We start from the raw sequence: 11,914 nt of genomic DNA, 5'->3' as shown, positions 1-11,914 counted from the left end.
ATATTTAATAACTCAGGCAGTGAAGGGTGCGACACATAATCTAAAAACTGCGCGTCATCTTTAGGGTGTGCAGTAGAAAAGGTGTCTTTATCTTTAATACCAATCACTAGCTCATTAACCAGCGGGTTACCTAATCGAGACACCTGAGTTAACGCTCCGCCATTGACCGCATTATTATCAAATTTAGCATTCGGGTTTAAAATACGTGCTTGTGGTAGGCTTGCCGTTGTCCAAGAGCCAATCACGCCATTACCTAAGCCTACGATACAGCTTTTCGGTACTTCAATTGCAATAGCGGTGACATTTTTATCTCGTAAATCATCGTTCTCTGCCGCTTGGGTGATCCCGCCAGGGAAACCACCGCCATCGCCAGCACCCGCAGAGCTATCGCCTTCAACTGGCACATAGTTAACTAAATCAAAGGTTTTACCTAAGTTAACCACAAACGGGTCTTTACGTTGGCCAACAAACACTCTCGCCATGTCATTACAATTAGGTATTGCCACTTGATACATAAATTGGTCGGCATATGCTTGGTAACCTTGCTTTGAAGTGAAGGTTTTATTACCAACATAATCAAGTGGTTTACCAAACGTGGCTGAGCTGGTTGTGGTGTTAGTAAGTTGTACGCTGGTTCCGGTTTTTTGTGGGCCGCTGATCATGTTCACCGTGTACGTTTCACTAAAATTAGCGGCACTATCATTACCCGCAGAGACACCGCCAACATTTTTCAGTGGTACAGACACAGTACGTTGATTGCCCTCAGGCCCGACTGTTAATTGCACGCCCTGATTATTGTTTGGCAACATACTGTTGAAATTAAACGCAAAGGTGATGTCTTCTACGGCATCACCGTCATTATCAATGTGAATGCTGTAAGTTGCATCGGGATCCATAGCAAAGTAATTAGGGCCGCCGTACGCATCTTGTAAGGGAATGTAATTGGCAATTAAGGTAACAAAATCTTCTCGGCCTTGCTCATAACTATTAAAGGCATAAAAATCGGTAGAATCTAATGTAGGAAAGCGACTTATATTTGGCGCTTCGCGATGACTTGATGCTTCACTGGGGGCACTTACAAAAGTAGCGCATACAACTGCTGCGAGTATTGATGGAGTAAAAGCTTTCATGACTTTGTCCTTTGGTTTTTGATTGAAGTCACTAGTAATACGAAGCGAAGTGCAAACTGGATGCAGGAAAGTTAATTTATTTTTAAAATAATTTATTTATTGTTAATTATTAAGCTGGGTAGCTCTAATACCTAACTGCTAAAAAGGTAAAAGAGCTGATGTGTACGGTTTAAGTTATAAAACCACTAATTCGGTGGTATACAGTACGTCGGTGGGTAAGCCGTTTGGTGAGCCGCCCATAGGCTCTAAACTAACAGCGAGCAAAGTAATATCGCTGGCGTTAAAAGCGCTATTTTTGCTAAATGCCTTGTGCCCGTGCTTGGGTAACAGCCCTAGCGAGATGGGCGTATCTTGCCCTTTGAGTATCATCCACAGTTCGTAGTCTTTATCTGTGCGCGCCACTAATTGGCTGCTGGCCATCACAGATAAAGCATGTTGATTAACATTTATAAACCACAGTGGTTGCTGCGCTTCATTTTGCACTAATGCAATTTGCTGAATGTCTGTTACGTTATTACTCGGCTGCATCACTAAAAAAGCTAACAGCAAGGAAGCTGCAGTTGCGACCAGCGACCAGCTGCGCCAAATTGAAGACGGTGCCCGAATAACCGTTTTAGTAGTTTGAGCTCGGTTTTCAATGCGTTGTAATATTTTTTCCCATACTTGGTCGCTGGGTGCTTGTGGAGTAACCGTACTGGCTAAGTGGTTTAAGTTTTGCTCCCACATGGCCGTCGCTTCACGGGCTTTACTGTTGCTGAGCATGATGCGCTGAAAGCGTTTACGGGCTAATGACGACAGTGTGCCGAGCACATACTGCCCTGCAAGCGAGTCTAATAACGCGGGTTTATTGTAATTCATATTGTTAAACACCTTTGTAGCTGCAGCAGTCCACGGCGGATCCAACTTTTTACTGTACCCAATGGTGTGTCGATATGATCAACGAGCTCACTGTGGCTTAAACCTTTGTAATAGGCTAGATGAATCGCTTGCTTTTGTTGTGGCTCTAATTGTTCTATACAGCTGACTAGCTTAGTATTTTCAGCGTAATTGACTTCTACCTGTTGGGCATTTATATCGTCATCAACGAGTGATTGTTCTTTACGCACTTTGTGATAACGCAGCGCATCAAGGCTGCGGTATCTGACAATACTGATCATCCAGCTTATTACGCTGCCCTTTGATGAGTTATATTCTGAGGCGTTATGCCAAATTTTTATAAATGCTTCTTGCAGTACCTCTTCGGCGTGGGCTCGATTAGTTAACATGTTTAAACTAATGGCCAATAGTTTACCACTGGTTTGCTGGTAAAGACGGGCAAAGGCGTGTTTATCACCTTGCGCGGTTGAATATAATAGCGGGAGTAAATCGTCGTGTTCCATAATAACCTTAATCTTTTTTTATTGTTATTTAACTATACGGATGAGCAGGGATTTTAGATGCAAAATAAAACCAGCTGTACATTTAGGTTAGCTGTTATGTCGTTGAATACAAGAAAACGATTAATTTGTAACACATTGAGCCATTGGGAAAATTTGACCGACTATAATGTAAAAATCACCTAATATAAGCAAAGGTATCAATAACTGCGTTGCAGCTAAAAAATAAGCTATAAAATTCAATAGTATAAGTTTAGGTTGAGAGGTTTTTAACTGTTTATATGGCGTAAAACTTGCAGCTGCAATATTAAAGTCAAATTTATAATGACAATAAAAAGGGTTTAAGGAGAGCATATGTGGGCTGCAATAAGTTATTTACTATTGGCATTTTTACTCATATTTATAGGGTGGGAAGTTAACTCGATTTATTTTTCACTAATATTTTATTGGAGTGCTTTATCCTTACTGCTGGTGGGAGGGGCGTATCTATTCGATATCGCAAAAATTTTTAGAAAACGTGAAAATGGCGTGATCCCATTTTATATTCGTTGGGCGTTTATTCCCTTTTTATTCGGCGCGCAGTTGTACAATTCTTGGTCACGTAAGCGTGATAAAGTACCGCCCATTCAGCAAATTAACGAACATCTTTTTTTAGCGTGCCGATTATTTCCTTCCGATATAGACACCCTAAAAGAAGAAGGGATCACGGCCGTTCTCGATGTGACCTGTGAATTTGATGGGCTCGAATGGAGCTCTACACAAGAAAATATAAATTATTTAAATATTCCAGTACTCGATCACAGTGTGCCAACCCATTCACAATTAAACCAAGCAATTAATTGGATCCATCACCATGTGCAGGATAACCGCCGTGTTGTGGTGCACTGTGCGTTGGGGCGCGGCCGGTCGGTATTTGTTATGGCAGCCTATTTATTAAGTCAAAACAAAGACGCCGATGTGCACCAAGTGTTAGCACAAATAAAAGAAACCCGTGAAACCGCAAACTTAAATAAACGTCAGTTACGTCATTTAGCTAAACGCCATAAAAAAGGCCAGCTAATGATAAAAAACAAGGCGTTTTTAATTGCCAACCCTGTTTCTGGCACCAGAATGTGGCAGGAAAAAGAGCACGTAATCGTGGGCAGTTTATCGGCTTATTACAACTTGACCGTGTTAACCACCTCTGAAGAGGTTAATGGCGTTGCGTTGGCAAAACAAGCAATTGCGCAGCAGCCCGATATTATCATTGCCTGTGGCGGTGATGGCACAGTGACCGAAGTTGCTAGTGTGTTGGTTAATACTCCCTGTAGATTAGGGATTATTCCACTGGGTACTGCTAATGCATTGGCCCATGTGCTAATGGGAATAAAGTCTAAATTTATACCGGTTGAACAAGCCTGTGAATTAATAATTAATGGCCAAACATGTCAAATTGATACTGCTTACTGTAATGACGAATTAATGCTGTTACTTGCCGGCATCGGCTTTGAGCATGCGATGATTGAAAAAGCAGGACGCGAAGCAAAAAATAAATCAGGGCAATTAGCGTATCTAAATGGTTTTTTAGCCGCATTTGGTGAGCAAAAAGCGCAAACACTTCAAGTAAAATTAGATGATAATGACCCTATCGATATTAATACCAACAGCTTTATAGTGGCCAATGCTGCGCCATTTACCACTTTGTTAGCACAAGGGGGTGGGCAGCCGGATCACAGTGACGGCTTACTTGATGTGAATTGGTTACTGCCCGATGAAAATGACAGCACCACACTAATGAGTATTGCAGAGTTAATGTTTAGTAGCATTACACAAGCTCATTTAGCCATCAGTTCGCATCATACCAATGCGAAAAGAGTAGAAATAACAGCCGCAGAGAAGATTAATTATGTGGTGGATGGCGAGGTAAAAAGCTCTGATAAGTTGGTGGTAACGATATCACCGGCTTCATTAAATGTAATATGCAAAGAGCTACCAGAAACCTAATTACGCGGTAAAGCTAATAAAACGGCGTTGCAAGACGCCGTTTTATTATCAGCTTATTTTTTTATTGAGGGCCAAACAAAGCCTGATGTATCAGCCGTTTTATTGGCAGTTGGTTTGGGCGTACTTTTAGCTTTTCGCAGCGGTTTATTGTTGATGGTATGAATATAAAGCGCTTCAACTTTATCACGTGCCCACGGTGTTTTACGCAAAAATTTTAAGCTCGATTTAATGCTTGGTGCATCAGTAAAACATTTTATTTTAACTTGCTCACCCATTGCTCTCCAGCCAAGTCGTTGTTCCAACTCAACAAGAATTTGTTCTAGGGTTACCCCATGCAAAGGGTTTTTAGGTTGATTATCCATAGCTACACTACTTATTTAAACTGTGGCTATTGTAACTTAATTCGTGCATAGAGGCTAATGCACCGTAATTTTAGCGGCCTTAGTCGGATAAATTATTTTACCTTGCTTATCAAGTTTAAGCCAAATGAGCGGGCTCTCAGCATTCGCTAAATCTTTAGTGCCACAAATAAGTGTAACTGCGTGCACTTGTATTAATGCCCCTTCACTGTAGCGTTTATTGTCGTACCAACAACTCGCTGGTGTTTGCGTGAATTGGCTTGCATCTACGACCGACAGTGTTTTTATCGCATTAGCGTGGCTAATAGGCAAATATATAAAGCCGCTAAAGCAAAGAGCGAAGATTAATAGATAGCGCATGTTTATCTCCAATTATCACCAGTTTAAAAATCATACACTAAAGTGATTATTAATCACATCAAATAGTGGCGGCTAAAAAGCGGCCGCCAGACTCAAGCAAAAAACGATTAAAGCGAGTTTAAGTTAGTTATCAGTCAAGGTGTTAACGGTTAAAAACGATGATTTAAATAATACAAATGCGATAAAAACATGCTAGGGTAATAAATAGGCAAACAACATTAAATGTATCATTGAGTATGCCAGCTAAACTAATTATCAATGAGTGGCTTACTAATAAAGGCACTTTAATGAACGGGTTAAAACACACAACAATAACAAGGTGAACATATATGCAATTTAACCAAGCAATGATCGATGAATTCACTCTACTGGCTAAATTTCCCCGCGAAAGCAAAATGCAGGGGATTAAACTGCACTCAGATGCAGATGAAAAGTTACAAAATGCCGCACAAAGATTATTTGATAAAGGCATCATTGATAGCCCAGATGGCGGCTATTTAACCGATCAGGGCTTAGACTTAATTGACCATGTAACGGTTATACACAGTGCGTTGCAAAGTTAATTAAGCGCTTAGATTGCATCGGGTTGGTTTTCAGGTGCCGCATCACTAAAGGCGCTTAACTGATTACAGCGCTGATAAATGGCTGCTATTTTAGGATACGCAGTCATGTCTACGTTAAAGCGGATGGCGTTAAATACCTGCGGCACTAAACATACATCGGCAAGGCTCGGTTGCTCACCCACACAATAGCTGTGCTGGGCATCGAGCATTTTCTCAATTTTATCAAACCCGACTTCAACCCAGTGGCGATACCAGGCATTTTTAGCGTCATCATCAACCGCTAATTCATTACTTAGGTACTTGAGTACTCGTAAATTATCAATAGGGTGAATATCACAGGCAATCGCGTAGCTTAGATTGCGAATATGCGCTTTTTGCCACGCGTCACCAAAGATTAATGGCGTTTCTGGGTGTGTTTCTTCTAGGTATTCTAAAATCGCTAACGATTGCCCAAGTACACCGTGCTCTGTTTCTAATGCGGGTAATAGTCCTTGCGGGTTTTTTGCTAAGTATGCCTCACTGTGCTGCTCAGATTTTAATAAGTTAACCCCCACCAACTCATGCTGAATATTTTTTAAATTAAGCGCTATGCGCACACGATATGCGGCAGATGAACGAAAATAACTATAAAGTTTCATGCTTTAATTATCCTTTTGCTGCGGTAAAATGCTTTTTAATGGTACGCCAGCAGTCAGTGTAGTTGGCTTGGCGCTCTTTGCCTTGCAGAGCATACTTAGTCGGCGAAATAATGTAGCGAGATTCAAACATAAATGCCAAGGTATTTTCGTAGCGTTGTGGCGCAAGTTCAGCGTTAGAGGCTTTTTCAAATACGTCGGCTTCTGGACCGTGAGGCGACATGCAGTTATGTAAGCTCATACCACCAGGCACAAAGCCATGCTCTTTAGCATCGTACACGCCTTCAATTAAGCCCATAAATTCACTCATAATATTACGGTGGTAATAGGGGGGGCGAAAGGTGTTTTCAGCCACCATCCAGCGCGGTGGAAAAATAGCAAAATCAATATTGGCTACGCCTTCTGTGCCTGAGGGAGAGGTCAATACAGTAAAAATAGACGGATCGGGGTGATCAAAGCTCACCGTGTTCATGACATTAAAACGTGCTAGATCATATTTATACGGTGCACTGTTACCGGTCCAGGCAACGACATCTAGGGGCGAGTGGCCGATATCACAGCGAAACATATTACCGTTAAATTTAGCCACTAACTCAAACTCACCTTCTTTATCTTCAAAGGCGGCTACCGGGTATTGAAAGTCGCGATCGTTGGCAAAACCATTAGCGCCAACCGGGCCACGTTCAGCCAGTTCATACTGATGACCATAGTTTTCACAAATATAACCACGGGCGGTGTCGCTTAAAAGCTGTACCTGAAACTTAATGCCGCGCGGAATAACCGCGATTTCACCGGCTTTAATGGTTAAATGACCACACTCCGTTTTTAGTAAAAGTTCGCCGTGTTGCGGGACAAACAGCATTTCACCATCGGCATTATAAAAATAGCGGGTGTCCATGGATTTATTCGCAACATACACATGAATAGCAATACCGGTTTGACCATTGGCACTGCCATTGGCCGCCATTGTAATTAAGCCGTCAATAAAGTCGGTCGGTTGCTCAGGAATAGCAATGGGGTTCCAACGCAGCATGGTGGGTGGCGTCGGCACTTCAGTAATGGGGGCGGTACGAATTAAGCCGTTATCCATCGGGGTATAATCGCCTTGTACTACTGAGGGGCGCAGGCGATACAGCCAAGTACGGCGGTTGTGAGCACGCGGCGCAGTAAATGCGGTGGTACTGAATTGTTCGGCGTATAAGTCATAGTTTACCTTTTGCGGGCTAAACTGCCCGATAGGCAACGCACCGGGTAGCGCTTCGGTTTCAAACTCATTACCAAAGCCGGTCATGTATTGTAATTCGCTAGTCATTAACAACTCCTGTGAGAGTGGGGTAGTTTTATGTTGTTATTATTTAAGTTAAGATACTCTCAAGTGAGACTAATTTCAAATCACCGCAGTGAATTCTCTGTAAATAATAGTGAACAGTCGTTTTGCGTTGAATTAAAACGCAAGCCCAACAAGTGATGCCACAACTATGAAGATTAATTTAGATACTTTTTTGCCTTACCAATTAAATAATTTAGCTACGCTTGTGAGTAACGATTTTGCGACGCTTTATCAGCAGCAATTTGGCTTGAATATTCCCCAGTGGCGGGTGTTAGCAAATTTAGCGCAATTTGGGCAAAGCACAGCAAAAGACTTGTGCAGGCAGGCAAACATGGATAAGTCAACGGTATCCAGAGCGCTAAAAGCGCTGCTTGAACGACAGCTGATCAGCAGTGAAATAAATCCGCAAGATAAACGCGCAGCGTTACTGATGCTAAATGAACAAGGGCAGCAGCTGTACGCTGATATAGCAAAACAAGCGCTGGAGTGGGAGCAGCAATTACTTAGCGCACTGAGCCGCGATGAATACAGTACCTTGATGCGCTGCTTTGATAAGTTAACGGTTAAATTACAGCAATAAAAAAGCCCACCAAGTTACATCGGTGGGCTGTAAATATCTGCTTTAGCTAAGCACTGAATCAGAACGTGTATTTAACGCCAATTCACATTTCCCATAGAGAGGGCTTAGTATCAACACTTGCTCCAGCGGGGTTATTAAAACGGTTGAATACATATTGACCATCAACGATGTCTGCGGTCACAGCACTTTGCAGCGCGTTACCCGTTTCTAGCACACCCCAGTCGTCATTAAGCATATTACCAATGTTTTTAATCACAAAGTAAGCAGACCCTTTTTGCTCATCGGTGAAGCCCATAAACTCTTGCTCCACTTTAAAGTCGAAAGTGATCCACCAGTCGCCATCAATGCTATTACGCTTTTGGATTTCGCCGCGTTTTAAGCCTTCTTGCTCAACCCACTGATCAAATGCGGCTTTATCAAAGTCAGCGCCGTAAACGACCTTACTATCATCGCTTGTAGGTACGTATAATAACTGGCGGCTGCTATCGTTAAAGCCTAAGCCACCAGAGCGCGAGTCAAAGGTGTACGAATATGGGCTGGTTTGCGACGCTTGACCAAATAGGTTGTATTTAGTTTCGTAGCCATCAAAGAGCTCATGGCTATAAGATAAGCTCATGGTAAAGCGGTGCGGAATTTCATAATTAGAATTCGCAAGCGCTGGGTTTTCAGAGTCTGCAACGGCGATATTATGGTAGTTAGTAAATGCCACTGAGCTTGGCATTGGGTGCACATCTTTTGCTATGGTATAAGCATACGACAGCGCTAAATCTACCCCATTATCAAACGCTTTATTCATCGCCAGCGATAACACATGTGAATACGCATCAGCCCCTTTGACGTTAGTGAGCATTAAGTCTGACTGGCGCGGGTGTAAGTCATCGCTATATACAGGGCGGCCATCCGGTGCTTCTGCAGTTTTAACATTGGCAAGGTTGCGAATAACGGCGGAGTCTTGCTTATCGGTGTATAAGTAATCCACATTAAACACATAGTCGTGCTCGGTAATGTACGTGCCCCCCAGTGAGAACTTCCACTCCGACGGAATTTCAAAGTTAGGATCGGTGACATTAGTACCTGCATCGGCAGTCCCTTGACCAACCGCGTCGTATAAATCTTGTGGAATATCGTAACCAGGTTTGCCTGAACCATTAAATGCCACAGCATTAGGCCCTAAAATTTGCATATTCTTTTGATTGACTTGAATATTACGTACGCCATCGTTTGAATAGCTGTTTGACACCCACACATTTGGGTTACCGCCTGAGTATAAGCCAATGCCGCCACGCAGCTCTAATTGATCGTTATAAATCCAGTTCACACCTAAACGAGGCTGTAATAAATCAATGCCATCGAGGTTTTGGCTATTGGAAAAGCCATAGCGATCTGCAAAATTTTGGTTATGAGTAGGTACATCATCGCTGGTATACCAGTCATAACGTAAGCCCATAGTCAGTGAAATGTCGTAATCAATTAACTCAAACTTATCTTGGAAGTAAAGTGTATTAAGAGCGTATTTAAATTCACCAGCCGCATCATCGGGATTATGGCTTGAGGCATTACCATAATAGACACGGGCAATGCCGTTTTCGAAGTCTTCGATAGAGCCAAAACGGTATTCACCTTCATTGTGCTGCACAAACAAGTTAAACACATCCAGCTCTTCACGTTCATAGCCGAATGAAAGTTCATGATCTTCTAAATAGTAAGTCCCGGCAAATTTAAGTGATAAGTTATCATACTTAAGTTTATTAGCTTGACGAGAATCATCAGGGCCAAGGTAAACATCTACGTCACCCGTATCGATTCGGAACTCACCAAAACCAGACGCTGCGTCTAGTGAATCCTGACGATTGTCAAGTTTAGAGTAACCTATGCGCACCTCAGTGGAAAAGTCATCGCTCCAATCAGAATAAAATGAAGTCACATAGGATTGTAACTCTGCACCGCGCTCATAAAAATGGCTTGATAATGCCAGCTCATCTGCATCTGCGTCCGACTGCGCTAAGCTATAACCATCGTTGTAGTTATACATAAAACTAGCACGATGCGAATTGTTAATATTCCAGTCTAATTTAACGAGAATTTTCTCATCTTCAACCGGCATGCTCGGCGTCATAGTGCCCGCATCGTAGCCGTAGTTATCTTGCGCAATTTGCGTTATACGATCTACAGTGGCTTGATTGATACGGCCATTAGCGAACGGCGTGTAGGCAAAAATTTGCGCGCCTTCTAGCTTTTCATACGAAGTGAATAAAAACAGTGTGTCTTCAATCAGCGGTAAACCTAGGTTAAAGCCATAACGCTTTTCTGAGTAGTCTCCCAGTTGCTGCTTATTGCCTTTGATTGAATCGCCCGACATAGAGTCGTTGGTGTAGTCGTAAAATAAGCCACCACTTAGTTCATTAGTACCCGATTTAGTTACTGCGTTAATGTTACATGAGGTAAAGCCGCCATACTGTACATCGAAAGGGGCAAGCTCAACGGCCACTTGCGCAATCGAGTCAAAAGAAAAAGGCATTCTTTCGGTTGGGTAACCACTGGAGTTCAGACCGAAATTATCGTTCATGCGCACGCCATCAACCGTTAAACTATTAAAGCGCGGATTACCGCCCCCACAGTTAATAGCACCGGCATTTGTTTCGTCAATATAAATACGCGGATCGGCACGAATAATATCTTTTAAGTCACGATTAATAGCGGGTTTGTTTTGTAAGTCGTCAAGGCTAAAGTGAGAAGCAGGGCCTGTACTGCCAGATTGCGCACTAATAGGCGCGCCACTAACCACAATTTGTTCCATTTGCTGCGAGCGAAGTGCCACTGTGACTGGGTAAGTTTGGCCTAAGGTTAAATAGATATCATCTAATTGAGTATCTTCATAGGTATCTGAATCAACAACTATTTTATAAGGGCCACCGACCCGTAATCCTTTTGTTGAAAAGTTACCTTGGGCGTTCACTGTGGCAACTTTAGTTGAACCAGATGGCACATGAATAATAGTAATTTGTGTACCGACTGCTGGCGTGCCATTTGGCCCAGTGATTTGTCCTCTGACCGATGATGAGGTTTCATTAGCCATCGCAGCGCTACTCACTCCCACACAGGCTGCAATAGCGAGTGAAAGTGCTGTTTTACGAAGTTGAATTTTCATGTTAATTCCCTGTAAGGTGTTTTTATGTTTGATTGACTAGATGCTGTTTTAACTTCTTTGACCAATTTGCGATTATAACTAGTAATCCGTTACAAATGAATTACAGTTTGCATAATTTCGCAACAAAACCAGTGTAGAACAAACGTCTGTTTTATCTAGCTTAATTTCGTTAACGCTAAAATTAATGGTTAAATATGAACACGCCAGTGATTTATAAATTTTAGCCATAAAAAAGCCCGTTAAAAACGGGCTTTGTTATGTATAGTCGCTATAAATTAAAACTTATAGCTGACACCAATTTTAGCTTGCCATGCCGATGATGACGTTGCAATTTGGCTGTAATTACGCACATCAGCGCCATTATAGCGAGCATCGATGATATAACGGCCTTCGTCATCTAAGCCACCAAAGTCATAAATGGCTTGATCTTGGAAACCTAAACGTTTTTCT

11 protein-coding genes are annotated in these 11,914 nt (G+C 42.3%); 3 read left to right on the top strand and 8 right to left on the bottom strand.

The features are described 5' to 3' along the window. The 3 genes from ABYB02_RS09875 to ABYB02_RS09865 all read right to left on the bottom strand — a co-directional run. The coding region (locus ABYB02_RS09875) for a DUF4331 domain-containing protein (protein WP_372762297.1) at positions 1-1,130 on the bottom strand (1,130 nt) is incomplete at its 3' end. A 174-nt stretch (positions 1,131-1,304) separates the two neighbouring features. After that, entirely contained in the window at positions 1,305-1,988 is a 684-nt protein-coding gene (locus ABYB02_RS09870) for an anti-sigma factor domain-containing protein (RefSeq protein ID WP_372762296.1), read from the bottom strand. Continuing rightward, positions 1,985-2,509, bottom strand: a complete 525-nt coding sequence (locus ABYB02_RS09865; RefSeq protein WP_372762295.1) for a sigma-70 family RNA polymerase sigma factor — start codon at positions 2,507-2,509, stop codon at positions 1,985-1,987. The genes ABYB02_RS09870 and ABYB02_RS09865 overlap by 4 nt, the downstream gene beginning before the upstream one ends. Positions 2,510-2,860: 351 nt before the next feature. On the opposite strand from ABYB02_RS09865, the gene ABYB02_RS09860 reads away from it, so the two are divergent. Next, positions 2,861-4,489 (top strand): diacylglycerol kinase family protein, encoded by a 1,629-nt coding sequence (locus tag ABYB02_RS09860; RefSeq protein ID WP_372762294.1) that lies wholly within the window; start codon positions 2,861-2,863, stop codon positions 4,487-4,489. A gap of 53 nt (positions 4,490-4,542) precedes the next feature. On the opposite strand, the gene ABYB02_RS09855 is transcribed toward ABYB02_RS09860, so the two are convergent. Both ABYB02_RS09855 and ABYB02_RS09850 read right to left on the bottom strand, forming a co-directional pair. Continuing rightward, positions 4,543-4,851, bottom strand: coding sequence for a VF530 family DNA-binding protein (locus tag ABYB02_RS09855; protein ID WP_372762293.1), 309 nt, complete (start codon positions 4,849-4,851; stop codon positions 4,543-4,545). Positions 4,852-4,905: 54 nt separating this feature from the next. Further along, on the bottom strand, positions 4,906-5,208 hold the full coding sequence (locus ABYB02_RS09850; protein WP_372762292.1) for a DUF1496 domain-containing protein: 303 nt from the start codon (positions 5,206-5,208) through the stop codon (positions 4,906-4,908). A 329-nt stretch (positions 5,209-5,537) separates the two neighbouring features. Between ABYB02_RS09850 and ABYB02_RS09845 the strand changes: the two genes are divergently transcribed. Next, positions 5,538-5,771 (top strand): TIGR02647 family protein, encoded by a 234-nt coding sequence (locus ABYB02_RS09845; protein WP_372762291.1) that lies wholly within the window; start codon positions 5,538-5,540, stop codon positions 5,769-5,771. 8 nt (positions 5,772-5,779) lie between these two features. Here ABYB02_RS09845 and maiA read toward each other — a convergent pair whose 3' ends face one another. Next, positions 5,780-6,409 carry a maleylacetoacetate isomerase gene (gene maiA, locus ABYB02_RS09840; RefSeq protein ID WP_372762290.1) on the bottom strand — a complete coding sequence of 210 codons (630 nt, stop codon included), beginning with the start codon at positions 6,407-6,409 and terminating at the stop codon, positions 5,780-5,782. Between the two features lie 7 nt (positions 6,410-6,416). Next, positions 6,417-7,718, bottom strand: a complete 1,302-nt coding sequence (gene hmgA / locus ABYB02_RS09835) for a homogentisate 1,2-dioxygenase (RefSeq protein WP_372762289.1) — start codon at positions 7,716-7,718, stop codon at positions 6,417-6,419. A gap of 166 nt (positions 7,719-7,884) precedes the next feature. Here hmgA and ABYB02_RS09830 point away from each other — a divergent pair, with 166 nt between their 5' ends. Continuing rightward, positions 7,885-8,316, top strand: a complete 432-nt coding sequence (locus tag ABYB02_RS09830; protein ID WP_372762288.1) for a MarR family winged helix-turn-helix transcriptional regulator — start codon at positions 7,885-7,887, stop codon at positions 8,314-8,316. An 82-nt stretch (positions 8,317-8,398) separates the two neighbouring features. Here ABYB02_RS09830 and ABYB02_RS09825 read toward each other — a convergent pair whose 3' ends face one another. Next, positions 8,399-11,464: a carboxypeptidase regulatory-like domain-containing protein gene (locus ABYB02_RS09825; RefSeq protein ID WP_372762287.1), complete on the bottom strand. Its 3,066-nt coding sequence runs from the start codon at positions 11,462-11,464 to the stop codon at positions 8,399-8,401. Positions 11,465-11,914 lie beyond the last annotated feature (450 nt).

It is taken from the genome of Pseudoalteromonas sp., assembly GCF_041613455.1.
In the GTDB taxonomy this organism is placed as follows: Bacteria; Pseudomonadota; Gammaproteobacteria; order Enterobacterales; family Alteromonadaceae; genus Pseudoalteromonas.
Note: the sequence above shows the minus strand (reverse complement) of the source record. Positions and strands in the feature narration are given on the sequence as shown.

Bases quoted from the DNA above. Each gene is read 5' to 3' on its own strand.
- ABYB02_RS09870 (WP_372762296.1), bottom strand. From the start codon at position 1,988: ATGAATTACAATAAACCCGCGTTATTAGACTCGCTTGCAGGGCAGTAT.
- ABYB02_RS09865 (WP_372762295.1), bottom strand. From the start codon at position 2,509: ATGGAACACGACGATTTACTCCCGCTATTATATTCAACCGCGCAAGGT.
- ABYB02_RS09860 (WP_372762294.1), top strand. From the start codon at position 2,861: ATGTGGGCTGCAATAAGTTATTTACTATTGGCATTTTTACTCATATTT.
- ABYB02_RS09855 (WP_372762293.1), bottom strand. From the start codon at position 4,851: ATGGATAATCAACCTAAAAACCCTTTGCATGGGGTAACCCTAGAACAA.
- ABYB02_RS09850 (WP_372762292.1), bottom strand. From the start codon at position 5,208: ATGCGCTATCTATTAATCTTCGCTCTTTGCTTTAGCGGCTTTATATAT.
- ABYB02_RS09845 (WP_372762291.1), top strand. From the start codon at position 5,538: ATGCAATTTAACCAAGCAATGATCGATGAATTCACTCTACTGGCTAAA.
- maiA (WP_372762290.1), bottom strand. From the start codon at position 6,409: ATGAAACTTTATAGTTATTTTCGTTCATCTGCCGCATATCGTGTGCGC.
- hmgA (WP_372762289.1), bottom strand. From the start codon at position 7,718: ATGACTAGCGAATTACAATACATGACCGGCTTTGGTAATGAGTTTGAA.
- ABYB02_RS09830 (WP_372762288.1), top strand. From the start codon at position 7,885: ATGAAGATTAATTTAGATACTTTTTTGCCTTACCAATTAAATAATTTA.
- ABYB02_RS09825 (WP_372762287.1), bottom strand. From the start codon at position 11,464: ATGAAAATTCAACTTCGTAAAACAGCACTTTCACTCGCTATTGCAGCC.